Genomic DNA, 26,930 nt, shown 5'->3' with positions numbered 1-26,930 from the left:
GTGGTCTGTTTTTATGTCGCGACGTTATACCCCATACATTGCTCGACGCTAATAGCATGGTTTTCGTCAAAATTTTCTGTATAGAGTTGCACGCGAAGTATGGATCTCGTCTGGCTGTAGATACACAACACGTTTCGGCGGCCGAAGTAGCGTACTAGATTATTAGAGTAGTCTAGGATTTACTGCTAAATATAGCAAAGCATGACGCGTTATCCGTGGGGCCGATTACGTATCCTTATATAGGATGCTTACGCAAATACCCCGCGGGGGTTAAGCGTAATATATTGACTCCGCAAAGAAAAGCAGTTCAAATGGAAGGTTGCGCCAAAACTGAATATAGGATCGATATGCAACTTTCCGTTGTACTAACTCGGTAGATCTTTTCAAAATACGCTGCATCCCATCCTCTAACGAATGAGAACAACATGAAACGTACTTATCAACCGTCCGTGACGTCCCGAAAGCGAACCCATGGCTTCCGAGTTCGTATGAAAACTTCTGGTGGTCGTAGAGTTATTAACGCTCGACGTGCAAAAGGCCGTAAAAGGCTAACTGTCTAAGTGAATGATAGTTGTCAGCTAGAAAACTCGGTTTATACATCGACGCCAAGTGATATGCGGCATTTATTGAATAATGCTCGGGGGGAGTATCTAGGGGAGGCCCTGTGGAAAAGAAGGGACTCCCAAAATGCAGATGGCACTCATTAATTTCCCAAAGACCGTAAGGTTGCGAAAAACGGATGAGTTTTCATCCGTTTTTCGCTTACGCCTGCGCAAGCGTTCTACCTACTTTGTTCTGTATCGTCGCCGCACTGAGCAGGCTGCACGGCTCGGTATGATTATTGGGAAAAAACAAGCGCCCCGGGCGGTTACTCGAAACCTAGTTAAGCGACTAGTACGAGAAACATTTAGATTACGACGCCTAGAGTTGACTGGCTGGGACATAATCATCCGGCTAAAGCATAAAATCGATCATACGCACTTTCTAAGTGCCGGGTCTGTAGTGCTTGCGAGGACGCTGCAAACGCAGATTGAAAGTTTAATTGTGCATGCGGTCACTTGTTAAAGTAGTGACAAATAACTTATTCAGAAAAACAAGCGCTAATAAGCGCTGGACATTATGGCCTTGAAGGCGTACTTCTTTTAATAAGGTAAATCGTATATGCAAACGGTTTTGATCACGCTCCTGCACCTTTATCGGCTTGTTCTAAGTCCTTATCTTGGTGAGCGGTGCCGTTTTTATCCTTCATGTTCCGACTACGCTAGCGAAGCAATCCAGAATCATGGCGTAGGGCGTGGAAGCTATCTAGCAGTGAAGCGGTTATGCCGCTGCCATCTGTTTTCGGCGGGCGGTATTGATTCTGTGCCACCAGTCTATTCGAGCAGACGCTAGTTGCTCGGCTAATTCACTACGAGATAACGCATGGATATAAAACGTACTGTTCTATGGGCCATTCTCTTCATATCAGTCGTTATGCTCTATGATAACTTGCGGAAGGACTATGGATATCCGTCAATATTTTTCTCAAATACGCTACCTACTCAGACAGCTGATTTAGTAGCGCCGCGCTCGACTATACTTGGAACGGAACTAGCAAATCTGCCACAAATTACAGAAGCAAGTAGTGATCGTAGTGAGCTAGCTAATCCATTAATACCTAAGCGTAATCGGATACACTTTAAGACGGACGTATACGATGGCGATATTAGTACCATGGGTGGAACCTTGTCTCGCTTGGCCCTGGTTAAAGGAAGTAAGAGGCAACCCGATTTATATATTACGCTATTTGATCAGACATCTAATCATACATACCTAGCACGTACTGGCCTAATAGGTGGTGATTTCCCGAACCATAACGATGTGTTTGAAGTCTTGCCAGGTACGGCATTACTATCAGATAGTGATAATACGATGTCAATTAGCCTTAAATCGCCGATCAAAGGAGGAGTGGAGGTTATAAAAACTTATACGTTCACGCGTGGAAGCTATGTAATTTATGTTGATACGAAGATAGAAAATGTTAGCGCCACCCCTGTGAAGCCTGCTGTGTATATGGAGTTAGTGCGCGACGATACTCTAGTCGAGACGCCACGTTTCTCGCATACATTTATCGGACCAGCTATCTATACTAATCAGCACAAATTCCAAAAGATAAGCTTTTCAGATTTGAGTCAGGGCAAACAAGACTATATACCATCAGCCTATAACGGGTGGGTTGCGATGGTGCAGCACTATTTTGCCTCTGCGTGGATTCCGCAGGAAGGCGTGCTACACCAGTTCTATGCAGACAATCTTAGCCATAATTTGTACCGTGTCGGCATTAAGGAGCCAGAGCAAAGTATTGCTCCTAACAAGAGCGTGCATGTAGTTGCTCGTCTATTCGCTGGCCCACAAGAAGAGCATAAACTACAGAAAATTGCACCAGGCCTCGAATTGCTTAAAGACTACGGTTGGGTAACGATTATTGCGAAGCCGCTATTTTATCTACTTGAGAAGATTCATGGTTTTATTAGTAACTGGGGGTGGGCAATTGTATTGCTTACCATACTAATTAAAGCGATATTTTTCCCGCTTTCGGCAGCTAGCTATAAATCAATGGCGAGAATGAAAGAAATTACACCACGTATGAGCCAGATTCGTGAGCGTTTTAAGGAAGACCCACAAAAGATGAACGAAGCGCTAATGGGACTGTACAAATCTGAAAAAGTGAACCCGTTTGGTGGATGTTTGCCAATCGTGATTCAGATTCCAGTATTCGTTTCGCTGTACTGGGTTCTTCTTTCATCAGTAGAAATGCGTGGCGCACCATGGGTGCTGTGGATTCATGACTTATCTCAACAAGATCCATACTGTATCTTACCCGTATTAATGGCACTCTCGATGTTCGTTCAGACAAAGCTAAACCCAACGCCGCCCGATCCAATGCAAGCGAAGATAATGCTGTTTATGCCGATTGCGTTTTCTATGATGTTTTTCTTCTTCCCAGCTGGACTAGTTTTATATTACATAGTGAACAATGTGCTATCAATTGTCCAACAGTATTACATTACTCAGATGATGAGCAGGGTCAAAAAAGATTGAGCATATAATGGTAAGGTAGCTAGTGCGCTTAGGCGATATGCGCTACATGCCGCTGCTCATAGCCCAATTATTACATTCGTGCACTATGAGCAGCAGCGACGGCTATTGTCGAATCTCTATTTATGCTAATTGATGTACACTGATTCTGATCCAATTATTGCAATTGCTACGGCACCAGGTTATAGTGGCCTCGGTATAATACGTCTTTCGTTCGGCGGAGCCGGGGCTGGCGGTGCCATGCAATTAATGAACGCGTTGTTTCATAGTCAGCTAAGGCCTCGCTATGCTGTCTATGTACCATTTTTTGATACAACTGGTGTACCACTAGATCGCGGAATTGGTCTATATTTTCCAGCGCCTCATTCGTATACTGGCGAACATGTTGTAGAATTACAGGGACATGGTGGGCCAGTTATACTGCATCTCGTACTACAGCGATGCCTAGATGCGGGCTGCGATATCGGCTTGCGTCTTGCACAACCAGGCGAATTTACAAGACGTGCGTTTTTAAACGATAAGCTCGATCTCGCACAGGCTGAAGCCGTAGCAGATCTAATTGACGCTAGAACAGAGGCGGCTGCGCGCTCAGCTGGTTATTCGTTAGAGGGGGCATTCTCGCGTGATGTTCATCGGTTAGTCAGCGCCGTCGTAGATCTGCGGATGCTAGTTGAGGCGACTATTGATTTTCCAGACGAGGAAATCGATTTTTGGAGAGCCGCCGATGCGCCCGGAAAGCTGTCGAATATCTGTGATGCATTAGCAACTGTTCAGCGTAATGCGAAACAGGGTGCACTGCTGCGTGAGGGGGTGTCGATTGTACTGGCTGGTCAGCCAAATGTCGGTAAGTCTTCGTTACTCAATGCGCTAGCGGGTGCCGAAGTAGCGATTGTGACGCCGATTGCCGGTACAACACGGGACAAGGTTACGCATACGATCCAGATTGAAGGAATACCGTTACATATAATTGATACCGCTGGCCTGCGCGATACGCAGGACGAAGTAGAACGACTTGGTATTGCACAGGCATGGAGCGAGATTAAGCGTGCCGAGATCGTGTTACATCTACTAGATGCTCGCAATAAAATTAGTAAAGAAGATTATGAAATCGCTCAGCATTTTCCGGTCGGCGTTCCAGTGGTGAGGATTTTTAACAAGATTGACTTAGCTGGCATCCAACCGAATGTGCGCGATTCCGTAGACGGTGCCACTCGTGAGATTAGCTTATCTGCAAGGACGTCGATTGGTGTCGATCTACTGCGTGCTGAATTACTGCGCATTGTAGGATGGCAGACGTGCCAGGAAAGTCTTTATCTAGCACGAGAGCGTCATTTACGCGCACTGAACGCAGCGCGTGTACATTTAACAACTGCCACGCAACATGCAACATGCAATTTGCATGCACTAGATCTATTTGCTGAGGAGTTAAGACTGGCGCAGGAACAATTGAATACAATTACTGGTGAGTTTACATCAAGTGATTTGCTGGGAGCTATCTTTAATCGGTTTTGTATTGGAAAGTGATATGTATATCACAAAGTTTAGGTGTATAGAGGTCAAATTCGGATATATGTCTGAGTATGACAATAGACAATTTCTATAAAAGCTATACAGCGATATATAGTAAATCATAAAGAAAGATTTTATCTTTATCGACATCGGCATTAAGATGCTAAACTGAGGTTATTAGTGACGTCACTATGTGATTTGGGGCGATGTTAGTATCTTGGGGAAAATTTTGTTAATTTATATATTAGTACATTTTAGGCATAAAGGTTGGCCAGTGACATAGCACGCAGCAAAAGTGCAAACTGGTAAAACTCAACACCACTTTACGCAAAAACTGTGTTTTTCTGCCAGCTTTATAAGCTTATACTATGAATTTATTAGAAGGATCGATATTAGATATTAAATAATTAACTCGGATTTATAGCTCGCCCAAGCAAAATAAATCCATCTGCGCAAGAGATCTTAATTGCTTGATCGATAAAAAAGTATTTTTTGCCTATGTATTACCAATTTTTGGTGAGGCGTGAGTGACTCGAACACTCGACCTACGGATTAAGAGTCCGCTGCTCTACCAACTGAGCTAACGCCCCAAAGAGGTTATATTGTACAGACTTTTATGTCGTGTACGTATCCTATACTAGATATTTTCGGAGTTATTAATACTAGAACACTGATAGAATCTCCGCCTGTGCTCGATTTCAAATAAAGTTCGAAACTCTTATAGTATAGAATAATTCTATCTCAACCATCGTATTATGCTGAAATGCAATCTATAATTGCTTATATATCGTTGCTTAGTTCACCTCAACTAAGAAGCATAGCAGCCCTATAGAATAGTCGGCTCTTTTAGTATCTAAGTTAACTCGCACCAATTCGGGTTGGGGGTATCTGGTTGAGGTATCCAATGATGGAGTTATGCGAGTAGTACTATATTACTATTGGAAGGCATTAACGACGTATCTGTACTGTCAGTGATTCTGGGTTCACGACACTTCGTGTATCACCATCTAGATACGCAAGAATATTATTAAACGCCACGCGAAAATGCAGTTCATAGCTCTCGCGTTCTACGTAGCCAATATGTGGCGTACAAATAGCATTTTCCATGCGCAGTAATGGATATCCCTGCAAAATCGGCTCGATTTCGAATACATCGACGGCAACCATACCGGGTCGCCCTTTATGAAGGGCGGATACAAGCGCATTATCTTCGAGTAGTTCGGCGCGGCTCGTATTGACGAACAGTGCTGTTGGTTTCATTTGCATGAGATCATGAATAGTCACGATGCTGCGGGTCTCCTTGTGCAAGCGAAGATGTAAGCTCAGTATGTCGCTCTCAGAAAATAGTTCTTCGCGTGTCTTAACCACTTCAAAACCATGATCTTTTGCTGCCTGTAACGAAAGTTCTCGTCCATAAATTAATACTCTCATACTAAATGCGCGTCCGTAGTTAGCAATGAGCCGGCCGATTTCCCCGTAACCCCAAATCCCTAGCGTCTGCCCGCATAATACTTGGCCAATCCCGAAGTTGGGTGGTAACGCAGTAGTCCGTAAACCTGATTGCTGCCAAGCACCTTGCTTTAGATTTGCAACATATTGAGGAATACGACGCTGCGCTGCCATAATCAGGGCCCATGTCAATTCGGCAGGAGCAACGGGCGAGCTTATGCCTTCGAGTACCGGGATACCGCGCTCATTACAAGCATTTAAGTCTAGGTGGCTAGATACGAAGCCTATCTGGCTGATGACCTTCAGTCTCGGCAGTTTATCTAGTAATTTTGGCGTAATACTCGTGCGATCACGGAGTAATATAAGCGCCTCGACTTCAGAAAGTCGGCTAACTAATTGCCCGAGTCCGCGCACCGTGTTGTTAAACACTTTAACGTCATGCTCGGCAAGCAGCTGAAAACAGTCGAGCTTACGGATAGCATCTTGATAGTCATCGAGAATGGCAATATTCATGGGGACTTTAACAGTGCGATCTTTAGGGTGCATAATTTGCACCCTAGATGGATTGCTATGCTTTATGTGCTACTTTCAGTATAGTAATCCGTAGCGCCAATATAGTGAGTTCAGGAAACTATCTGCATATATATCAATACAAATTATATTGTATTGATATATATAAGTAACATGCAATGTCTGAAATGTTTGTATAAACGTACTAGTTGGCATCTACTACTTGTGGTGAGTATTGTAGAATTCATGCCTTTTTATTTATAAAAATATAGGATAAGTTCTATAAATAACTTGACGAAAGAGACTCTTCTTTCATTGTTAATTTCGATATACATCAGGAATTTTGAACCTTTAAGTAACTCGCGGTATTGTCCCGACCTAGATAGCTCATAGCAATAATACTGACTAAATATAAGATCCCGATATTTCAGCATGTAATACTCAAAACGACAATTAGGCAAAGCGATAGAATAAGTGTTCTTAGCTGCTTGGATCTATTTGATATTACATAGATTAAAGAGCACACTTTATTTATTTTGGCGCAGTCCGCAATGCTCAAATGAGCTAGATTAATTATGGCCCATCGGAACATCTACGAAAAAACTCCAATGTACACGAATCGCTTGACTCGAGATATATTGCCCACAGTTCCAGATGTATCCGCTGGCATATTATATAGTTATAAACATATAAATCATGACTCAAATAATATAGTTAGTTTATAACATACTGAGCGTATATAAGTAATGCGCGTCTTGTGCGCACGCAGTTAGTAGTTGCTTATCGTGCAAGTCTAATACACTCTAGTTGCTCAATAATATAAATACATCTTCCTAACCATGAGATTCACAAAAATATTCCGCTCTTAGGGCCAGAGACGATAAATGTCGAAATAATACCCGGATATTATTTATAGCCTATTCGAAATTCTGCCAATCTTTAGCTACAACATAAAGTATAAAACGCGGCTTGAAGATCAGTTGCGTGTATTTATTATATAGTATCGCGCTACGGTGCATTTTCTCGGGTGTATTGATAGGTAGAGGAAAGATATTATTATAGTTTTGGCATCTCATCGAAATATAAAATTGATGATTATGAGAGCTTAGCATTTGCATATTAGCCGCTCAAACAGAGATTATTTCTTAATACCGGTATGGTACTAAAATTAGGCGTCGCATAAAAATTTTTTATTTTAGCATGGTAGTTTCCAAAGATTTTAAAATAAGTTAAATACTTAATTAAATAATAACTCATGGCTGAGTTTGTGACTATGAAATTGATTCTATTGATATTTTATCTATTACTACATTTCGAAAATAAAAAAAATTCTATTTTAGAGGTGCTGAAATATTATTCAATTTCAAATTACAGGAGTTTCTAAAAAGATTATTAGATATAAGTACGAGTCTTGAGCTCGTAAGTCCTAAAAAATTTTTAAGTCTGATATCTATAATGCGCAGATCTAATTATGTTTTTATTCGGAAAGTTACTGATTACTATTGATAATATCGTCTGATTAAATATCTTGATTATATATATTTGGAGACAAAAAGGAAATCGTAGGGTACATATACGATATAGTAGATTTACTTATCATGATTTTATGCATTATCTCGTTAGTAATAGTTAAACCAAATTACCCTCCATTTTCGATAGATTTCTATGCATAGCAGTTGTTATCATAAGTTCTCTATACACTTTTTAGTAAACAGAAAAAGGTTGGATGGTATAGGAAATTTCGATGTTGATGCTACTATTACATATAGTGTATTGAGTAGCGCTCATAGCGTATGCTATCAACTATCCAACTCCATTATCTTTGTCTTGACTAGAGTTGGCATAAATTAAGATGCAGAAACTCGAAAACTTACTCACAAATCACCTGCTTATGTGTTTCTATATGTAGGCATCCTAATAGCCCAAAAAGATGAGTTTGTCTTACTAATAATATTAGTGCAAATAATCACAGGGTATTCTAATCAGAGCACCCCCCCTTATTGAGTACATCAATTAGATATCGAATGACGATTACTAGAAACGCATAAACCAAAGATAGTTGTTGAGGTAACGCCTGGTCTAGCTCATGCAGATATTTTTAACTCGCAGTATGTGCCCATGAACAAAGTAGCGCATCACCATATGGTGATAATTAATCATATAGTCAAGTCCGAGCCATTCTCAAATTTTTAGTTGAGCTCTTCCTGGCTAGTCAGCCTATAGTAGATTTTCGTTTAGTAGTTTTCGTGGCAAGACTCGTTTTTAACGTGCCAGTCTGAGCAACTCGTTTAATATTAGTTTGAGACGATTCTGAGGCATAAGATCTTCAGTTTTACTGCTTATTGTTCTTACTATACGCTAAAGATTTTTTTATGGGCCTTGACAATGTCTCTTTCTTCTCGAACTCGAAGCCAATCGAACCGTCTTTTTGTTTAATAAGGAATGCCTTAAAATTACGCCCAGTGCGTGAGGACTTGAAATTAGTTAGTAGATCAGTGCGCCCATTATTGAGCAACTTTGCCATTTGCTCCTGCGTGATTTCTTGCTGTAGTATTATCCTTCCGGCTCGAAAGTCACAGGTTTTTGGATGAGTAACTTGATTTTCACAAATATAGCTTATACCATGCCAGAACACACGGCCATAACACTTTGGGCATTGTCCTATAGGCTCCTGCAAAGAAAAGTTGGGTATTTCATGCTTATCTTTCGCCGTATCCTGTTCGAAGTTAAATCCTAACTTATAGTGGTTGACTACTTCATCGCAAGTAAGCTTTAAAATAGCCGAGAATGGTCGACCTGTTTTTGAGCGGAAACCCGATAGCGGGCCAATCGCCTTTTCCAATAGCAACCGCTCGACTTCTTCGATCTCTAATTGCCGGCCACCAGGAATCTTTGAGATCGAGAAATCGCATTTCATGCACATGAAGCGTCGGTAGTTTTCCTTGACTTTGTTGCTACAGTTTGGGCATGGTGCCTCTAATGTTGCGTAATCACCCGGGATTGTGTCCGAATCATATTCCTTCGCTCGTTTAACGATTGTTTGTGTAATACATGCAATTTCATGCATAAATTCTGCACGTTCCAGATGGCCTTGCTCTATTTGAGACAATTTATGTTCCCATTCACCAGTGAGCTCTGGAGAGGTTAACTCTTCGACGCCTAGGCCGTGGAGCAGAGTCATGAGCTGGAATGCTTTAGCTGTCGGAATTAAATCGCGGCTTTCGCGAAGCATATACTTTTCACTAAGCAGTCCTTCAATTATCGCCGCCCGAGTAGCTGGCGTTCCTAGGCCCTTGGCTGCCATCGCTTCACGCAATTCATCATCCTCTACTAGCTTACCCGCCCCTTCCATTGCCGAGAGAAGCGTAGCTTCGTTATAGCGGATAGGTGGCTTAGTGGTACAAGGTTTCGCTACGATCTTGTTTGTTTTAATCTCCTCCTCTTTTTCAATCACCGTTAGGTTGTTATCTTCGCTAGATATCCTGCGGCCGTACACCTCTAGCCAGCCAAGCTTTACTAATATTTTGCCTTCAGTTTTAAAAAAATGACCCGCCACTTTTGTAATCCGGGTTGTTATTTTGTATTCCGCCGCCGGAAAAAATACGGATAGAAATCTCTTGACTACTAAATCGTATAGCTTATGCTCCGATTCGGATAGGTTTTTGGGCGTCTGTAATGTCGGAATAATTGCAAAGTGATCGCTAATTTTTACATTATTGAATATACGCTTGTTCGATCGGACCAAGCCTTTGTCAAGTACCTGCTGAGCATATGGTAAGTAGGTATGGTTTTCTTTAAGCACGCTGAGCGTATTGCGAACCGTAGTCATATAGTCTTCGGGTAATGCACGTGCGTCTGTACGTGGATAGGTTAATACCTTATGCTTCTCATAGAGGGCTTGAGCTAGTGTAAGCGTTTGCTTGGCTGAAAAACTAAATCGTCCGTTCGCTTCACGTTGCAGGCTCGTTAAATCAAATAGTAATGGTGAAAGCTGCATTGAAGATTTTGATTCCTCACTAACTGTTCCTTTTTGTCCACGGCATGCTGAGACAATTTTTCTAGCCATCACAGCAAGCCAGAGTCTAGAGTCACGTTGCTCTGCGTCGGACTCGTTTTTATTAAATTTCGGATCAAACCAGCGTCCCTCGTAAAACCCAGCTGCACATAGAAATTCGGCTTTTACTTCCCAGTAATCGCACGGTAGGAAACGACGAATTTTCTTTTCGCGGTCCACAACAATTGATAGTGTGGGTGTCTGAACGCGACCGACGGTAGTTAGAAAGAAGCCGCCACCCTTACTGTTGAACGCTGTCATCGCCCGAGTGCCATTGATTCCCACGAGCCAATCAGCCTCAGCGCGACAGCGGGCTGCATCGGCAAGCGGTTGCATCTCTTGCTCGCTGCGTAATTTGGCAAAGCCGTCCCGGATTGAGGTTGGCGTCATCGACTGGAGCCATAAACGCTGCAAAGGTCTCTTAGATTTTACGTACTGAACGATTAGTCGGAAGATCAACTCGCCTTCGCGTCCTGCATCACATGCATTAATCAGTCGGTCGACATCCTTGCGTCTGATTAGCCGGCTCAGTAAATTCAGCCGAGATTCGCTCTTGGCAATCGGATAAAGGTCAAAATAGGGCGGAATAATTGGCAGATTCGCAAAACTCCATTTTCCGCGCTTGACTGTACACGCCTGCGGTGCTGCGATCTCTACTAAGTGGCCGGCAGCTGATGATAATATATAATCATCACTCTCATAGTACTCGGCATACTTTGTGAAGCCTCCTAGCGCGCGTGCGATATCATTTGAGACAGTTGGCTTTTCAGAAATGATCAAGGCTTTTGACATGACTATTGGGAAATACAAATACGCGGAAAAAAGTAATTTGAAGCAAATCGCTATCAAGAATTATAGCTAGAGCTATAGAAAGCGACTGGCAGCAATAATATGGGGCCATGTCAATAAAAACATACTGAGATCTAACATGGCGAAAGCCCTCAACAAAATTTTCGAGCATAAGCATTAATTGTCAAGCATATGTATTACAAGACGGAGACGGAAAAAGAATAGATAGTTTTATATTGCTTTGCTCACGCTTCAACGAGCGCCAGACGGAGTTTCGGCGCGTGTTTAATATAGGGCAGTGAGGATAAGTCGACAAGCATCCTCGAAATGATTTGGGGATGCGGTAGCACAGTGCCGAAAAAATGTGTAGCATACGCATTCTCGATCAGAATAGTCGGAAAATTTTCCACATCGAAATCATCCATCCGGTCTGCATGCGTCTCAATGTCGATCCAAACAAAACATATTTCCGGATGCATATCTGCGAGTGCATTAAACCCTGTTCGATATGAGCGGCACAAGCTACACCATTCTGCACATAGGCAAGCCACAAATAGTGTGTCATTAGATGACAGTCGCATAGTGATTAAGTCGATGTCATTATCAAGGTTGAGGGCAGGCATGATAAGAAATCTTAGCAATGTATCGTGGTACTACAGAGCTGGTGATGCAATCTATTGACTGTAGCATGGTTGGCTATATGAGTAACATGTGGCTTGGGAATGGGTTTTAAAAGCTTTTCTAGCATCGACAGAACTCTGTAGGCTTGCATTACTACTTGTAGACTTTCGAAGTCTGCAAGGATACGGGTGACCCAAGATATAAACTATCTGCAATAGTTTTTGCTAGTTTTTCCAGCTAAATCAGTAGCCGATAAGTCATTCTGGCGTATATCAGTTAATAACTAACTTAACTTGAGATATTAATAAATAGAACCGGTGTAATATGTCATGGCTGTTATTATGAGCTAGACGTGTAATGATCAACAAACTTGAGCATAAATCGAGCTCTATAGTAAGCACACTCCTTACTACCATTGTTAATAAGTCCGTTGCATTGCAGTAATTTTTCCTGTAGCCTCGTATCGTTTAATGATTATTCTGTCAACAATTGCTATTGTTAGTTATTAGTGTTTGGCAGTCCATTGTGTGCAGCATACATAGAGCAATAATAGCGCTACCGCTATACTAGTCAGGAGCGTGAAGATGGGTATCCGAATATGTCACCATGTATGTTCTCCTCTGTACAAGCCGCTGGTGCGAGCGGATTAGCTATATCATAGCTCGTATCGGAAAAATGCCTCGGGATGACAATCTAAGTCTATTTATTGCATGATAAAATCTCGTTGATCTAGCTAGCCAATTTCTGTAAATCTACTTAGTGCAGGTTATGGGGTACTCCCTCCCGTGTACCGTACCTTAATTTAACTACCATAGAAGATGAAAAAGTGGGTGATTCACATCTTCACGAACACAGCAAAGTTTGTAAAGATGTGTCCAGGTCCAAGGGACTAACTGACCATGTCTGCTCTTAAAATCCTGCATTATCCAGATAAGCGCTTGCATAAAGTTGCTAAACCAGTCAAACATATTGACAAGCGTATTTGTAAGTTGGTAGCCGACATGGCAGAGACAATGTACCTAGCTTCTGGTGTCGGCTTAGCGGCCACTCAGGTGGATGTTCATGAGTGTGTTGTAGTTATTGATGTGTCTGAGACCCACGATGCATTGCGCGTGTTTATCAACCCGGATATTATCTGGTTCAGTGAAGAACGTAAAGTTCATGAGGAAGGATGTCTGTCAGTACCTGGAATTTATGAGAGTGTAGAACGTGCTAATCAAGTTCATGTGCAGGCATTAAACGAGCATGGAGAAAAGTTCAAGCTAGAGTGCAAAGGATTTCTAGCGATTTGCATACAACATGAGATAGATCACCTACTCGGCAAAGTATTTATTGAATACCTATCTCCATTTAAGCAAATTCAGATTAAGAAAAAAATAAACCAATTCGATCACGCGATGTGATGGCTGCAATGAGGTCTTCCCTTCGTGTAATTTTTGCTGGTACAACATGGTTTGCAGCAACTGCGCTGCAGGCAATCTATGATGCGGGTCTTATTATTCCTCTTGTACTAACGCAGCCAGATCGTGCATCAGGTCGGGGAATGAAGTGCTCATCTAGTCCTGTTAAACAGCTTGCGCTAGCTCGAAAATTGACAATTGCACAGCCTCCTTCGTTTAGGTGCGACGGCCAGTATCCCGATGAAGCGGCAGATGCATTAATGCTATTACGCCGCACGCCACATGATGTGATGGTGGTAGCCGCATACGGATTACTATTGCCGAATACAGTGCTTGATATTGCACCATATGGCTGCATTAATATTCATGCGTCATTGTTGCCGCGTTGGCGTGGCGCAGCACCAATCCACCGTGCGATCGAAGCCGGAGACCAAGTAACAGGTGTCACGCTAATACAAATGAATGCGGGTCTGGATATGGGCCCGATGCTAATGCGTGAAACCGTTGTAATCGAGCCCACAGATAGTACGGGAACGCTGCATGAAAAACTAGCTACTACCGGCGCACGACTTATCGTTGCCGGATTGCGTGAGTTAGAATGTACTGGCTCATTGCCAATGACTCCACAGCTAAGAGAAGGTGTCACGTATGCGCATAAGCTATCGAAGCGGGAGGCGGCGATAGATTGGCGTTTGCCAGCTGACGTTCTGTCATGCAAAGTACGCGCTTTTAATCCGTTTCCGGTAGCGCATGGGATACTTGATGGTATGCCATTAAAGATCTTGGCTGCTGAGTCGGTACACGCTGTTAGATCCCATTTGACTCCGGGCACTATTTTGGCTGTGGAGAACACTGGCGTTACTATTGCCTGTGGTAAGCAGCAGGCATTGCGAGCTACCCAGCTTCAAAAACCAGGTGGTAAGAAGCTTGTCGCTAAGGAGTTCGTATCGGGATTTTCCATACATGCGGGACAATGCTTTGAAATCTAATTAATCCCTCAAATAGTGTTAGGTGGTATCGTAGTAAAAATCTTATTCTAAGAGGTGCCATTATCACTTTTATTGACTATGTGTTCCCTTAATTAATTTTAATAAACGTGTCTTAATACTGAGAAAAATATCATATCGTTAGATATTAGGTTGTTGATATGATATGTCGTAAGCATAATCCTGCTATGAAAAAGTATTGCGGATACTGTAATGCTTTATATTTCGAACCTATACAAGGGTCACGCCGCAATTGAGCGAACAGATTCGAATATACATACAAAGAATATCGTGGGAAAGCGCATGGGTAACTTAAGTGGAAACCATCTTAGTAGTAAACAACAAAATAAATATTTAAGCATTGCTTCGGAAATTTTAAACAATGCGGGATATGCAACGAAGTTGCTGAAAAGCATAGCATGCACATGAGTGTCATACTGGAGAATTTTATTCTTCGATATCAGAGCTTCCAATACTCACATGCTCTTTCACCCAAGGAATGGGTGGCGAAAAGCTCATAGATATTTAAGCACATGCCCATCGACACTACAGTTTAGGCAACAAAAACCATCGTAATCGTCTACAAATCTACTTTGTATAAATAAATATTATTCTGCATTAGGTATTTGTATAGCACTCCTAATAGCCTAGTGCTCCTATAACTTATTTAGTACTCTCTACGTGTCTCGCTCAATAATTTTAAGAAGTTATACATTAAATACTATATCGCGCGCTGCGAATAGCAATATAATATGCATCGCGAAACAGACGAGGTTCGGGGTACTTATTTATACTAAAAGACATAAATTGGCATCGAATTAGATGCAAAATAGCTTCGCTTCAAATATAGAAACTTGAGACTTATGATCGACCTTGATATACTAACTTCTTGGTATGGCCTGGTAGCTCAGTTGGTAGAGCAGCGGACTGAAAATCCGTGTGTCGGTGGTTCAATTCCACCCCAGGCCACCACTAATCTTTAGTAATTAAGAAATAAGTAACTGTTTATTATTTTTCTGGAAAACTAAACATTTATATAATGCGTAGTATACGGTATATTAGATTTGTGACTAAACTTATAAATAGTTACTTATTTTAGATTGTACTGCTTAGCTAATAATTAATTATTAGCTTCTAATTCTTCAGTATTCCAATCTACTACTGCCAAGTATGCCACCCAAGAATTCCTGAAATTATTTTCATAAGTATTATGTGCAATCGTTCGACATCACAAAAATTTGTAACGTTTCCGCTAACTAACGACGCATGTATATTATGTAAATATCATTTACCGGACAACTTTCTGCCTGGTGGAAGAATCTCACCTATATAGGTGAGATTCTAGTATAAGCTGAATCCTAGAAGCTGATGATAGAAGCCGTAGTTCTAGATTATTCTCTAATATGTCGAGAGGTACTTAAATAAAGTATCTATATGGACCCGGCCTGAAGTGTCTAACAAAATAATCTAACAGCGCTTCGGATGTATGCCAGAATGGCATTCTGGCATACTTATGTTTTTTCTAGTAAATAGAATCGACCGTCTATCTTATGTGAGAGGTTTCGTATTTCTAGAGAGTTTGGGCGTCGATACTAGCAGTACAATTATTCAGAATCTGCTAATTCTAGCATGCAGGACACTTTATCCTGCTTTTATAGTAAAACATAGGGTAACAATCACCTCCTTATAGCATCGATGAATAGCTTATCAAACGGGCTAAACAATAGCTTGCATTGGATAACAGTATCCTAATACAACTCATCCATGCAGACGCATAAATAACTAGGTTTGTATCAGTCGCTTTTGTCGCGCGACACTCATAATTATTCCAGCTGCAATACCTAGTGTAATGAGCGCAGTACCGCCATAACTTATAAATGGTAGCGGTACGCCTACGACGGGCAAAATACCACTGACCATACTAATATTGACAAATGCGTACATAAAGAAAGAAAGCGCTAGCGCTCCGACTAGTAATCGACTAAATAGAGTGGGGCCGTTAGCCCCGATGTATAGACCACGCGCGACAAGCAAAAGATATAAAAATAAAAGCATGAGCACACCTGCTAGACCAAACTCTTCAGAGAATACAGCAAAAATAAAGTCTGTATGTTTTTCTGGAATAAATTCTAGGTGCGACTGGGTTCCTTTAAGCCAGCCTTTGCCGAAAGCTCCGCCAGAGCCGATCGCGATAACTGCCTGAATTGCATGGAATCCCTTTCCTAGTGGGTCTAAACTTGGATCTAGAAGTGCGCAAACACGCTGTTTCTGATAATCGTGTAGTAGAACCCATTGAACGTTTGGCTGGCAAATCTGCTCCTTAGTGGCAATTAATGAGGCAACACCGATTACCAGGGCCAATATTAGCGGCACGATTAATTTGAAGCTTAGACCCGCGAAGTAGATTACAAATAATCCTGTAGACAATACTAGAATTGCGGTGCCTAGGTCGGGCTGTTTAGCGATTAGCCAAACTGGTACTGCTAAAATGATTAAACCTATCAAATAGTCGTACCATTGTATTACGCTCTCGCGTTTCTGGTAGTACCACGCTAGCATGAGTGGCATAGCAATTTTTAAGATTTCAGATGGTTGAATTACGACACCTACATTAAGCCACCGTTTTGCGCCTTTCCTGGTTAAGCCGAATAGTGATACAGCAATAAGTAGCGCCACTCCGAAGGAGTAAGCTGGCACAGCAAAACGTATCAGCGTCTGTGGGGGTATATTCGAAATTATCCACATCAGAACTAGTGTAAGAAAAATATTACGAACTTGATCTTCGAGTCGTCCAGGTGCGTTTATGCTAGCACTGCATAGTGCTAGCAAGCCTAGACATAGCAATAAAAATACTATGACCATAAATGGTTTATCAAAACCGGCGAACATCCATTTCACACGTCTCATTAGAACACGGGGCTCGATGAGCATATCGATTCCTAGTAGGCTTTGGTGATACTTTTCGAGTCTTTTTCATCTGAGATAGCAGGCGGAGTATCGGCTAAGAAGCGCATATTCTGAGCAGCTTTGGGTGCGTAGTGAAATATCTTTTGTTTTGCAAGAGATATATTATTGCTCATGCCAGTGTCCGGAACTAAGGTACCGCAGCTCGGGGAAGCTGATGCCAATGTACTAACACCAGCGCCATAAGAGCTTTGAGAAGTCCCTCCATGAACACTTTCTATTGTATTTACAGGTACAGACTTAGTTATGACCACCGATTTTTCAGCTAGGTTCGATGTAGATCGTATTAGAGCTTGTACACCATCCGGATCGATTGTCGAAGTTGGTATAGCGATATCAGTAGCTTTATAAGCTATCTTGACACGGTCGATGAGGTAGTAATCAAGCACTTTTCGGGCAATAGGGCTAGCTGCTTGCCCCCCCCAGCCGCCATTCTCGACGATTAATGCTAGAGCGATCTGTGGTCGCTCGACCGGTGCGAAAGCGATGAATAATGCGTGATCACGTAAGTGCTCTGATAATCTGTGTGCGCGGTATTTCTGGCCTTGTAGAGAAAATACTTGTACCGTACCAGTTTTACCAGCTGACGTATAAGGTGCGTTACTAAAAAATTTATACGCAGTTCCAGAGGGGTTGTCCATGACGCTCTTCATAGCATGCTTAATAACATTAATATCCGATTGCGTGATACCTTGGATTTGACCAATAGGTTTAGGTGATATCAGCTTGAATTCGCGCGTAATTGGCTTTTCGATATTTTTAACTAGGTGAGGTTGCATGATCACACCATTGTTTGCTAATGTTGCGACAGCGTGAGCGAGTTGCAACATCGTATACGAATTATAGCCCTGCCCAATGCCAAGACTAATTGTTTCGCCTTCGTACCAGCGTTGATGCTCAGTTTTGCGATAGGCGCGTTTTTTCCAGTTAGTAGACGGTAGAACACCACGCGCTTCGCCCGCGACATCGATACCGGTCTTCTGGCCGAATCCCCACTGCTTCATAAAATTCGCAATAGTATTAACACCTAGATCATGTGCTAGCATGTAGTAATATGTATCGTTAGATACAACAATTGAGCGGTACATATTGACCCAGCCCTGCCCCTGTAGCACATCGTTATGGAATATGTGCCCACCGAACTTGTAAAATCCCGGATCCTGGAAGCCCCAGGATGGTGTACGCTTATGTGTAGCAAGGGCAGCTAGTGCCATAAATGGCTTGTATGTTGAGCCAGGAGCATAAGTGCCACTTAATGGCCTATTTAGCAGCGGTCGGTCGAGTGGTGTATTGAGTTTGTCCCAGTCTAATTGATCAATACCGTCAACGAATAAGTTTGGATTAAAGCTGGGCGATGACACGCATACAAGCACATCGCCTGTCGATGGTTCGATTGCTACCAGTGCACCACGCTTTCCTAAAAATGCCTGTTCTGCTTTTTTCTGCAAGCCGATATCTAGTGAGAGCCGAAGATTATTACCGGGTGTGGCTTGGGTGCAAGATAGAGTGCGTACTAGGCGCCCTCCTGCAGTTACCTCGACTTCTTCGAAGCCTGTTATGCCGTGCAACTCCGTCTCGTAGCTTTGCTCGACGCCGATCTTACCGATATAATCGGTCCCATTGTAGTTGTTTCTATTAAGCCGAGGATCATAGTGCTGCGGATTATTATCGTTTTGTTCACTATTTGCATCGATTCGTTCTTGGTCGTGTTGTGAAATCCGACTGATGTAGCCGATCGTGTGCGCTGCGCTAGTGCCAAGTGGATATTGCCGAAATAGTCGTGCACATATTTCTACACCTGGGAATCGGTATTTCTGTCCAGTAAAGCGAGCCACTTCCTCGTCGCTGAGTCGAGTGCGAATTAGTAGGCTCTGAAAGTTTTTTGAATCTTCTTGTAGCTTCTTAAAGCGGCGTCGATCACGCATATTGATATTAACTACACCCGAGAGTCGTTTAATTAGCTCATCTAATGAGCCTTGAATCTTAGATGGCGTAATTTCTAAAGTGTAGGCTGAGTAGTTATTCGCGAGCACTACACCATTTCGGTCGATAATAGTGCCGCGATTTGGCGGAAGCGGCACAACTGAAATACGATTCTCATCGGCCTGCAGCAAATATTTTTTATGCTTCCAGACTTGTAAATATAGAAAGCGACAGCTAAGCAGCATGAAGCATACAAGCACGAATGTGCCCGCAGCAACCACGCGGAGCTTAAAATTCTCTAGCGTCCGACGAGGATTATTAAATTCTGTCATCTTCGAGCGGCTCTAGTTAAATCAGTCGTGCATTGTCTGGGTTTGTTGCACGTTTCTGCGGTAATAATAGTAGTGTGCTCACAACCGGCCAGAGCAACGCACCAATCACGCTGTTCAGCAAGTAGCTACAGCCTGGGAATGTACTACCGGAAATTAGCCGAATTATAAAAGGCACGACCTGCTCGATTACCAATAGTGGCATCACAACGAAAATTTGCGCACCCAGCGATAGCCATAGTACGCGACGGTATAACATAATTGCCCCGTATGACAGTAGTGTGTAGGAAAGTGCATGTTCGCCGAACAAGACCGCATCGTGTACGTCAGTTAGTAGACCCAGAAGAAATGCAATACCCATGCCAACTTTATGCGGCTGGTGAACATTCCAGAATAGCAGAACAATCGCGACAAAATCAGGTACACCAATCCATTTTCCCCATGGAAAAAGATTAAAAAAAAACGCGCCAGCTAAACTAAACGCAATAAAGTGCAGATTAACCGGCAGAAGAATATGATAGGGGCGATTTATTGCCATTTTCTAACTATACTCCGGCTAACGAGGTGGAGGAAGGTGTAGCATCTGATTTTATAATATTATTGTCTGCGTCCGCCTCGGCGCTTTTCTTATCCTTTTCCTGTCTGGTAACCTTATTAACTGCATTCGCATCTATAGGTCGTGATGGCCTATCTTCATAGCGTAGTACTAACAACTGTCGTGCGCTCCTTACTGGCGCGCACGGACTGCAAACTACTGTGGAAAATATAGTGTCTGATTTTTTGTCAACGCGAATAACTTTAGCTACTGGAAGTCCTGGCGGGTAGATGCCATCTAGCCCATTTGTTACCAATTCGTCCCCAATTTTCACATCAGCGCTAGTTAAAACGAATTTTAGATCAAGCGTATCCCCTTTAGGGGTGCCATAAATCACGCTGCGTATACCTGTTCGTAGTATCTGTACCGGTACCGCCTGGTCTTTATCGGTAAGCAGTGTCACTTCAGATTGCAACGGAAAAACGCGCGTGACCTGCCCGACAACACCTTTTTCATTTACTACTGGTGCGCCTATCTGTATATCTTGCTGCTCTCCAGAATCGATAATAACCTTTTGTGTGAAGGGGTCACGCGTATCGTAGCAAACCTCAGTAGGTATTGTCCGTATCATTGAGTTCCGCTGTAACTGCAGTAGTTCTCGGAGATGCTCGTTCTCATTTCTCAGTTGAGCTGCTTGGGACATGCGAACTAACAATTGTAGATTTTTATCTCGTAGCGTTTTATTATCGTGATGCAAAGAATGAACTGTGACAAGTAGATTAGTACCGCTGACAAGAAGATCTCTCGGTACTAATGCTACATATTGCATAGGATAGAGCCCCATGACGATTACTTTACGCACAGCCTCGAACGCCCGAAAACGTGCGTCAGTTACTAATAGTGCAAGCGCAAGACTGACAAAAATAATTAGACGTGTATGCGGTGAAAGCCCTCGCTTGAATAATGGGGGCGGACTATATTCCATGATCAACACCCGAAACTATGTTTACTTCGGCTGCATCATTCGTATGAGAAAATACTGCCGAGCTTCTCCATCCGCTCAAGCGCTATTCCTGACCCGCGTACCACACACGTAAGCGGATCTTCGGCTACTAAAACTGGCAGTCCTGTTTCCTCTGCGAGCAGTCGATCTAAATCTCGCAGTAATGCGCCACCACCGGTGAGTAACATACCTCGCTCAGCAATATCGGCGCCCAGTTCTGGCGGAGTCTGCTCCAGTGCAATTTTGACAGACGAGACAATCTGGTTGAGTGGATCCGTTAGGGCCTCTAAGATCTCGTTACTCGAAATTGTAAAGCTACGGGGAATCCCCTCGGATAAGTTTCGGCCTTTAACTTCCATTTCTTTTACTTCGGATCCTGGGAATGCTGACCCAATCTCCTTTTTAATTGCCTCAGCAGTTTGCTCTCCAATTAACATGCCATAATTTCGACGAATATAATTGACAATTGCTTCATCGAACTTATCGCCCCCGACCCGTACTGAGCCCTTATATACAATGCCACCAAGCGAAATCACACCAACTTCGGTAGTACCACCACCGATGTCTACGACTAAGGAGCCGGTCGCCTCTGATACTGGAAGACCAGCACCAATTGCTGCAGCCATTGGCTCTTCGATTAAGTATACTTGCGATGCGCCTGCGCCGAGCGCAGCTTCGCGGATCGCTCGGCGCTCAACTTGAGTCGATCCGCATGGCACGCAGATAATAATCCTTGGTGACGGTAAAAACATCTTCGATTCATGTGCAGTTTTGATAAACTGCTTAATCATCTGCTCTGTAACGCGAAAATCGGCAATTACGCCATCCTTCATTGGCCTGATTGCCTCGATATTGCCCGGCACTTTACCAAGCATTTGCTTAGCTTCCCTGCCTACCGCCTGGATTATCTTTTTTCCGTTAGGCCCACTTTCCTGGTGGATTGCAACAACCGACGGTTCATCAAGTACGATACCTTTGCCGCGCATGTATATCAGTGTATTAGCAGTGCCTAGGTCGATCGCCAGATCGTTTGAGAAATAGCTATGGAGAAAACCGAACATCAAAAATCCTGTCTCGCATATGCCGGTCCGGAAAATATTTATATGCACCGGCGGTGGGTGAAATAATGACTTCAGCAGAGGTCCGAAAGGCGGCCGCCGCGCAGTCACGAAGCTGTGGAAAATTTATCGGTACAGGCGGCGCGCGCATATAGATAGCGCGCATTTTGCAGCCGCCGTGGTACGCGCGTGCGGAAGACATGGCTGAAAAATGGCAGTGAGAGACCAGGCTGATTTTGGAGAGAATCTCCAATGATACCTTATAATTCCAGTGTACTTAAAGAAAAGTAAGGGCGTTCTACCCATTTCCTAATTCTTGGTAACTGTATGGTCTTAACTCCCACTGATGTAAACCGCATTGCGCACTTGGCTCACATTGAGCTTGGGCAGTACGAAGCAGAGCATATGCTAGAGCAACTCAATCAGTTATTTATCTTGGTCGAGCGGATGCAGGCTGTAGATACAACTGGAATCGAGCCACTTTCACATCCAATTCAGCAAATAGAGGAGGTGTCACTTAGACTTCGCGAGGATATCGTGATAGAACAAGTTCATCGCGAAGATAACCAGCGATATGCACCAGCGGTACAGGATGGTCTATATTTAGTGCCAAGAGTGATTGAATAATACGAGGTACGGAAAAATATACGATGCATCAAAAAAGCCTCACTGAATTACGCACTGCCCTCGATACAAAGCAGGTATCGGCGATCGAGCTTGCACAGCACTTCCTAAAACGTATCGAAGCGACACGCGAGTTAAATGCGTTTATCGACGTTAACCCACAGCTAACTCTAGATGCGGCACATGCGGCCGATCAACGTCTTATGCGCGGTGATCGCACTCCTCTCCTCGGATTGCCGGTTGCATATAAGGACGTGTTTGTAACACGTGGATGGAAGTCCAGCGCTGGATCCAGAATGCTGTCTGACTATATCAGTCCCTTCGATGCAGCGGTTGTTGAGCGGCTATCAGCGGAGGGTATGGTTACACTGGGCAAGACTAACATGGACGAGTTTGCAATGGGCTCATCCAATGAGAATTCTTTCTTCGGACCGGTACGCAATCCTTGGGATTTAAATGCAGTTCCAGGTGGTTCCTCTGGGGGCTCAGCTACGGCTGTAGCTGCTGCACTGGCGCCAATAGCTACTGGCACTGACACCGGGGGTTCAATTCGACAGCCAGCGTCGATGACGGGTATTACTGGAATCAAGCCAACCTACGGCAGAGTATCCCGTTACGGGATGATCGCTTTTGCATCGTCGCTCGATCAAGGGGGGCCTATGGCACGTTCAGCAGAAGATTGCGCGGTAGTTCTAAACGCAATGAGTGGTTTTGACCCGAGAGATTCGACAAGCGCAACATGCAAGGTAGAAGACTATACACACTTGCTAGGTAAACCATGGAAAAATACTGATACACTTTCTGATCGTCCACTCTTAGGACTGCGCATAGGGTTGCCGCGCGAGTACTTCGGAGCGGGGTTATCAGGTGATGTGCGCGCGGCAATCAATATTGCCTTACAGCAATACGAAGAACTTGGTGCGATACTAGTAGAGGTATCTCTTCCTAAGACAGAACTAGCAATTCCAGTCTACTATGTAATTGCCCCGGCCGAGGCGGCATCGAATATGTCTCGTTTTGATGGTATACGTTATGGATATCGTGCAGATACATATCATGATTTACACGATATGTATCAAAAAACATGCTCCAATGGATTCGGATCTGAAGTGAAGCGCCGAATATTAGTCGGTACGTATGTACTATCACACGGCTACTATGATGCCTACTATCTACAGGCACAGAAGATTCGCCGGATTATCGCACAAGACTTCCAGGATGCTTTTGAGCTATGCGACATAATCATGGGTCCAGTATCGCCAATCGTTGCGTGGAACCTTGGTGAGAAAGTTGATGATCCTCTGCAGATGTATTTGGCTGATATATACACACTCTCTACGAGCTTAGCTGGATTACCGGGTATGAGCATTCCATGTGGATTCGGCACTGGTGTTTATACAACGCGACCAGTAGGTTTGCAGATTATTGGAAATTATTTCAATGAAGCCCATATGTTGCAAATTGCAGATGCGTTCCAACGTGTTACTGCCTGGCACCGGAAAGTACCTATGGGAATCTAATTATGAAATGGGAGCAGGTAATTGGACTGGAGACGCACGCGCAGTTGTCAACCAAGTCAAAAATGTTTTCTGGAGCCTCAACGCAGTTTGGTGCCGCACCAAATACGCAAGCCTGCGCGGTCGATATAGCTTTACCTGGATCGCTGCCTGTTGCAAATCGAGCCGCTATTGAGCAAGCAATACGTTTCGGACTTGCAGTCGATGCAACGATCTCGCCTCGTAGCGTATTTTCCCGAAAGCATTACTTTTATCCGGATTTGCCGAAAGGTTATCAGATCAGCCAGTACGAGTTTCCGGTAGTTCAGGGTGGATCGATTACGACCCGAGTAGAGGCGAACGAAAGATCTGGACTCGGTGTGTACGAGAAAACTATCAGATTAATTCGGGCTCATCTTGAAGAAGATGCCGGAAAGTCTTTGCATGAGGATTTCGCCGGGATGACTGGCATCGATCTAAACCGAGCTGGTATACCTCTTCTAGAGATAGTAACCGAGCCAGATATGCGAAGCGCTGCTGAGGCAGTAGCCTATGCAAAGACATTGCATTCATTAGTTGTCTGGTTAAATATTTGTGATGGCAATATGCAGGAAGGCTCTTTTCGCTGTGACGCAAACGTGTCGGTACGCCGACCTGGAGATCAAGAATTCGGCATACGTACGGAAATTAAGAACCTGAATTCATTCCGCTTTCTAGAGGAGTCCATCCAATACGAAGTATGCCGACAGATTAGATTAATTAATAGCGGCGGAACTGTCATACAAGAAACTCGGCTGTACGATACAAACTGCGGCAAAACACGGGCAATGCGTAGTAAAGAAAACGCACATGATTACCGTTATCTCCCAGATCCTGATCTGATGCCACTTATAATCGATGGGGAGTGGATTGCTAAAATCCGCCGATCTCTACCGGAATTACCAAATGCAATGAGGCGCCGCTTTATTGGGCAATACGGTTTACTCGAGTATGAAGCGGGCATACTCACAACGTCACAAGCTTTTTCTACATACTACGAGCAAGTGGTATCTAGGGTGGGCATTGCAAATGCGAAGATAGCGGCAAACTGGATGATAGGCGAACTTACATCACAGCTAAACCGCGATGGATTGAACATCCAACAGACACGAGTATCGGCTATACAATTAGCTTTAATTATTATGCGGATCGTTGACGGTACGATTTCAAACAAAATAGGCAAGAAGATTTTTAGCACAATCTGGCACGAGAACGCCTCTGATGAGATAGCAGCAGACCGCATTATCAACGCAAAGAAATTTAAACAGATATCTAGTAGCAACTCGCTCGATACGATCCTCGATGAGGTACTTGCCGCCAATCCAAAATTTGTTAATGAATACCTTTCGGGGAAGGATAGAGTATTGAATGCGCTCGTCGGACAGGCAATGAAGGCTACAAAAGGGCAAGCGAATCCACAGCAGGTTAACGAACTTCTAAAGAAAAAGCTATCCTAAGTATATTCAGAAGATACCTCGACAGTTATATGTATAATTAATCTCTAGGCTTAAAAATACTAAACTACTACCAGTATTTTAATGACCTGCATTTATAGTCCGGTATTTTGCTTATCTTTTATTGTAAGGTCCGGATATAAGAGCTAAATAACACATTATTATTTGCAACTTCGTCAAGTAATTAGACGGCTGATAAGTGCTGCTAAATATTATAATCTATTTTGATTATAAGGAATAAAACTATGCTGCGAGTCATCACGGCTAATCTTAACGGCATACGTTCTGCTGCAAAAAAAGGTTTTTTCGAGTGGTGCTCTGAACAGAATGCGGACATTATCTGCGTTCAGGAAATCAGGTGCTCGCACGATGATATGACACCCGAATTCCTGATGCCGTATGGCTTTATCGGCTATTTCCAGCATGCGCAGAAAAAAGGTTATAGCGGTACTGGACTTTATACAAAGCAAAAACCAGATGAGTTTATCGCTGGCTTTGGCAATAGAACGTTTGATCATGAGGGGCGCTACGTTGAGCTACGATACGGCAACCTGTCACTAGTGTCGGTTTATATACCGTCCGGTTCGGGTAGTAAAGATCGGCAATCTGTAAAATACCGCTTCATGGACGATTTCTATATACACCTAGACAAGCTTCGCCAGGATCGCGAAGTAATTATCTGCGGCGATATAAATATCGTGCATAAGGAAATTGATATTAAAAATTGGAAAAGCAACCAGAAGAACTCTGGATGCCTGCCAGAAGAGCGTGCCTGGTTGGGCAAGATATTTAGTGATCTTGGCTATATAGATGTCTTTCGAATACTAGATCCTCGACCCGAACAGTACACATGGTGGAGCAATCGCGGTCAAGCCTATATGAAAAACGTTGGGTGGCGAATCGATTACCAGATCGCGACATCTAGTATTGCTTCCACCGCTAGATATGCTTCCATCTTCTCTTATACTAGGTTTAGTGATCATGCGCCACTCACAATTGACTACGAATATACACTATCCGGCCATACTTGTCATGCGGGTCTAAGACAGAGTTAAAATAATATCCAGCGCGCGACTTCAGAGATTTTAGCGTTCTAACTTAATTAACGT

Annotated in this window: 20 protein-coding genes and 2 tRNA genes; 12 read left to right on the top strand and 10 right to left on the bottom strand. The window is 43.3% G+C overall.

Going from position 1 to position 26,930, the window contains the following annotated elements:
• Positions 1-425 precede the first annotated feature (425 nt).
• The 5 genes from rpmH to mnmE all read left to right on the top strand — a co-directional run bounded on the left by rpmH (position 426) and on the right by mnmE (position 4,602).
• Positions 426-560: a 50S ribosomal protein L34 gene (gene rpmH, locus GKR41_RS03965; protein WP_226809849.1), complete on the top strand. Its 135-nt coding sequence runs from the start codon at positions 426-428 to the stop codon at positions 558-560.
• A gap of 133 nt (positions 561-693) precedes the next feature.
• Positions 694-1,065, top strand: coding sequence for a ribonuclease P protein component (gene rnpA, locus GKR41_RS03960; protein WP_226809848.1), 372 nt, complete (start codon positions 694-696; stop codon positions 1,063-1,065).
• Between the two features lie 96 nt (positions 1,066-1,161).
• The gene (yidD, locus tag GKR41_RS03955; RefSeq protein ID WP_226809847.1) at positions 1,162-1,392 is read left to right on the top strand and encodes a membrane protein insertion efficiency factor YidD; all 231 of its coding nucleotides are present in this window, start codon (positions 1,162-1,164) and stop codon (positions 1,390-1,392) included.
• Positions 1,393-1,422: 30 nt separating this feature from the next.
• Entirely contained in the window at positions 1,423-3,081 is a 1,659-nt protein-coding gene (yidC, locus tag GKR41_RS03950) for a membrane protein insertase YidC (protein ID WP_226809846.1), read from the top strand.
• Between the two features lie 129 nt (positions 3,082-3,210).
• Positions 3,211-4,602 carry a tRNA uridine-5-carboxymethylaminomethyl(34) synthesis GTPase MnmE gene (gene mnmE / locus GKR41_RS03945; RefSeq protein WP_226809845.1) on the top strand — a complete coding sequence of 464 codons (1,392 nt, stop codon included), beginning with the start codon at positions 3,211-3,213 and terminating at the stop codon, positions 4,600-4,602.
• Positions 4,603-5,101: 499 nt separating this feature from the next.
• Here the strand turns inward: mnmE and GKR41_RS03940 are convergent.
• From GKR41_RS03940 to GKR41_RS03925, 4 genes are all read right to left on the bottom strand, one after another.
• Positions 5,102-5,177: transfer RNA gene (locus GKR41_RS03940), tRNA-Lys, on the bottom strand.
• A 358-nt stretch (positions 5,178-5,535) separates the two neighbouring features.
• A complete protein-coding gene (locus GKR41_RS03935) occupies positions 5,536-6,549 on the bottom strand; it encodes a D-2-hydroxyacid dehydrogenase family protein (RefSeq protein WP_226809844.1) in 1,014 nt (337 codons plus the stop codon).
• Positions 6,550-8,878: 2,329 nt separating this feature from the next.
• Positions 8,879-11,392, bottom strand: a complete 2,514-nt coding sequence (locus tag GKR41_RS03930; RefSeq protein WP_226809843.1) for a DNA topoisomerase III — start codon at positions 11,390-11,392, stop codon at positions 8,879-8,881.
• 242 nt (positions 11,393-11,634) lie between these two features.
• Positions 11,635-12,012, bottom strand: coding sequence for a thioredoxin family protein (locus GKR41_RS03925; protein WP_226809842.1), 378 nt, complete (start codon positions 12,010-12,012; stop codon positions 11,635-11,637).
• Positions 12,013-12,909: 897 nt separating this feature from the next.
• On the opposite strand from GKR41_RS03925, the gene def reads away from it, so the two are divergent.
• The 3 genes from def (at position 12,910) to GKR41_RS03910 (ending at position 15,368) form a co-directional block, all read left to right on the top strand.
• Positions 12,910-13,413, top strand: coding sequence for a peptide deformylase (def, locus tag GKR41_RS03920; RefSeq protein WP_226809841.1), 504 nt, complete (start codon positions 12,910-12,912; stop codon positions 13,411-13,413).
• Between the two features lie 8 nt (positions 13,414-13,421).
• Positions 13,422-14,399, top strand: a complete 978-nt coding sequence (gene fmt / locus GKR41_RS03915; protein ID WP_226810265.1) for a methionyl-tRNA formyltransferase — start codon at positions 13,422-13,424, stop codon at positions 14,397-14,399.
• A gap of 893 nt (positions 14,400-15,292) precedes the next feature.
• Positions 15,293-15,368 (top strand) — tRNA-Phe (locus tag GKR41_RS03910).
• An 810-nt stretch (positions 15,369-16,178) separates the two neighbouring features.
• On the opposite strand, the gene rodA is transcribed toward GKR41_RS03910, so the two are convergent.
• Genes rodA through GKR41_RS03880 form a run of 6 tightly spaced genes read right to left on the bottom strand, consistent with a single transcriptional unit; the run spans position 16,179 to position 22,410 of the window.
• The gene (gene rodA, locus GKR41_RS03905) at positions 16,179-17,327 is read right to left on the bottom strand and encodes a rod shape-determining protein RodA (RefSeq protein ID WP_226809840.1); all 1,149 of its coding nucleotides are present in this window, start codon (positions 17,325-17,327) and stop codon (positions 16,179-16,181) included.
• An 8-nt stretch (positions 17,328-17,335) separates the two neighbouring features.
• The gene (mrdA, locus tag GKR41_RS03900) at positions 17,336-19,615 is read right to left on the bottom strand and encodes a penicillin-binding protein 2 (protein ID WP_226809839.1); all 2,280 of its coding nucleotides are present in this window, start codon (positions 19,613-19,615) and stop codon (positions 17,336-17,338) included.
• Positions 19,616-19,631: 16 nt separating this feature from the next.
• The gene (mreD, locus tag GKR41_RS03895) at positions 19,632-20,144 is read right to left on the bottom strand and encodes a rod shape-determining protein MreD (protein ID WP_226810264.1); all 513 of its coding nucleotides are present in this window, start codon (positions 20,142-20,144) and stop codon (positions 19,632-19,634) included.
• A 13-nt stretch (positions 20,145-20,157) separates the two neighbouring features.
• A complete protein-coding gene (mreC, locus tag GKR41_RS03890; protein WP_226809838.1) occupies positions 20,158-21,132 on the bottom strand; it encodes a rod shape-determining protein MreC in 975 nt (324 codons plus the stop codon).
• Positions 21,133-21,167: 35 nt separating this feature from the next.
• Positions 21,168-22,211 (bottom strand): rod shape-determining protein, encoded by a 1,044-nt coding sequence (locus GKR41_RS03885; RefSeq protein ID WP_226809837.1) that lies wholly within the window; start codon positions 22,209-22,211, stop codon positions 21,168-21,170.
• Positions 22,192-22,410: a hypothetical protein gene (locus GKR41_RS03880; RefSeq protein WP_226809836.1), complete on the bottom strand. Its 219-nt coding sequence runs from the start codon at positions 22,408-22,410 to the stop codon at positions 22,192-22,194. The genes GKR41_RS03885 and GKR41_RS03880 overlap by 20 nt, the downstream gene beginning before the upstream one ends.
• A 125-nt stretch (positions 22,411-22,535) precedes the next feature.
• Between GKR41_RS03880 and gatC the strand changes: the two genes are divergently transcribed.
• The 4 genes from gatC to GKR41_RS03860 all read left to right on the top strand — a co-directional run bounded on the left by gatC (position 22,536) and on the right by GKR41_RS03860 (position 26,876).
• On the top strand, positions 22,536-22,835 hold the full coding sequence (gene gatC / locus GKR41_RS03875; RefSeq protein ID WP_226809835.1) for an Asp-tRNA(Asn)/Glu-tRNA(Gln) amidotransferase subunit GatC: 300 nt from the start codon (positions 22,536-22,538) through the stop codon (positions 22,833-22,835).
• Between the two features lie 23 nt (positions 22,836-22,858).
• Positions 22,859-24,352 (top strand): Asp-tRNA(Asn)/Glu-tRNA(Gln) amidotransferase subunit GatA, encoded by a 1,494-nt coding sequence (gene gatA / locus GKR41_RS03870; protein WP_226809834.1) that lies wholly within the window; start codon positions 22,859-22,861, stop codon positions 24,350-24,352.
• Complete coding sequence (gene gatB / locus GKR41_RS03865) at positions 24,352-25,824, top strand: Asp-tRNA(Asn)/Glu-tRNA(Gln) amidotransferase subunit GatB (RefSeq protein ID WP_226810263.1); 1,473 nt, start codon at positions 24,352-24,354, stop codon at positions 25,822-25,824. Before gatA ends, gatB begins: the two co-directional genes overlap by 1 nt.
• A 242-nt stretch (positions 25,825-26,066) precedes the next feature.
• Positions 26,067-26,876, top strand: a complete 810-nt coding sequence (locus tag GKR41_RS03860; RefSeq protein ID WP_226809833.1) for an exodeoxyribonuclease III — start codon at positions 26,067-26,069, stop codon at positions 26,874-26,876.
• Positions 26,877-26,930: the final 54 nt, after the last annotated feature.

Origin of the sequence: Candidatus Vallotia laricis, assembly GCF_020541325.1 — a bacterium.
GTDB lineage: Bacteria > Pseudomonadota > Gammaproteobacteria > Burkholderiales > Burkholderiaceae > Mycetohabitans > Mycetohabitans laricis.
This window is presented reverse-complemented; position numbering and strand designations above follow the sequence as displayed.

Excerpts from the sequence above, each read along its gene's own strand:
- rpmH (WP_226809849.1), top strand. The coding sequence starts at position 426 with ATGAAACGTACTTATCAACCGTCCGTGACGTCCCGAAAGCGAACCCAT.
- rnpA (WP_226809848.1), top strand. The coding sequence starts at position 694 with ATGGCACTCATTAATTTCCCAAAGACCGTAAGGTTGCGAAAAACGGAT.
- yidD (WP_226809847.1), top strand. The coding sequence starts at position 1,162 with ATGCAAACGGTTTTGATCACGCTCCTGCACCTTTATCGGCTTGTTCTA.
- yidC (WP_226809846.1), top strand. The coding sequence starts at position 1,423 with ATGGATATAAAACGTACTGTTCTATGGGCCATTCTCTTCATATCAGTC.
- GKR41_RS03935 (WP_226809844.1), bottom strand. The coding sequence starts at position 6,549 with ATGAATATTGCCATTCTCGATGACTATCAAGATGCTATCCGTAAGCTC.
- GKR41_RS03930 (WP_226809843.1), bottom strand. The coding sequence starts at position 11,392 with ATGTCAAAAGCCTTGATCATTTCTGAAAAGCCAACTGTCTCAAATGAT.
- GKR41_RS03925 (WP_226809842.1), bottom strand. The coding sequence starts at position 12,012 with ATGCCTGCCCTCAACCTTGATAATGACATCGACTTAATCACTATGCGA.
- def (WP_226809841.1), top strand. The coding sequence starts at position 12,910 with ATGTCTGCTCTTAAAATCCTGCATTATCCAGATAAGCGCTTGCATAAA.
- fmt (WP_226810265.1), top strand. The coding sequence starts at position 13,422 with ATGAGGTCTTCCCTTCGTGTAATTTTTGCTGGTACAACATGGTTTGCA.
- rodA (WP_226809840.1), bottom strand. The coding sequence starts at position 17,327 with ATGCTCATCGAGCCCCGTGTTCTAATGAGACGTGTGAAATGGATGTTC.
- mrdA (WP_226809839.1), bottom strand. The coding sequence starts at position 19,615 with ATGACAGAATTTAATAATCCTCGTCGGACGCTAGAGAATTTTAAGCTC.
- mreC (WP_226809838.1), bottom strand. The coding sequence starts at position 21,132 with ATGGAATATAGTCCGCCCCCATTATTCAAGCGAGGGCTTTCACCGCAT.
- GKR41_RS03885 (WP_226809837.1), bottom strand. The coding sequence starts at position 22,211 with ATGTTCGGTTTTCTCCATAGCTATTTCTCAAACGATCTGGCGATCGAC.
- GKR41_RS03880 (WP_226809836.1), bottom strand. The coding sequence starts at position 22,410 with ATGTCTTCCGCACGCGCGTACCACGGCGGCTGCAAAATGCGCGCTATC.
- gatC (WP_226809835.1), top strand. The coding sequence starts at position 22,536 with ATGGTCTTAACTCCCACTGATGTAAACCGCATTGCGCACTTGGCTCAC.
- gatA (WP_226809834.1), top strand. The coding sequence starts at position 22,859 with ATGCATCAAAAAAGCCTCACTGAATTACGCACTGCCCTCGATACAAAG.
- GKR41_RS03860 (WP_226809833.1), top strand. The coding sequence starts at position 26,067 with ATGCTGCGAGTCATCACGGCTAATCTTAACGGCATACGTTCTGCTGCA.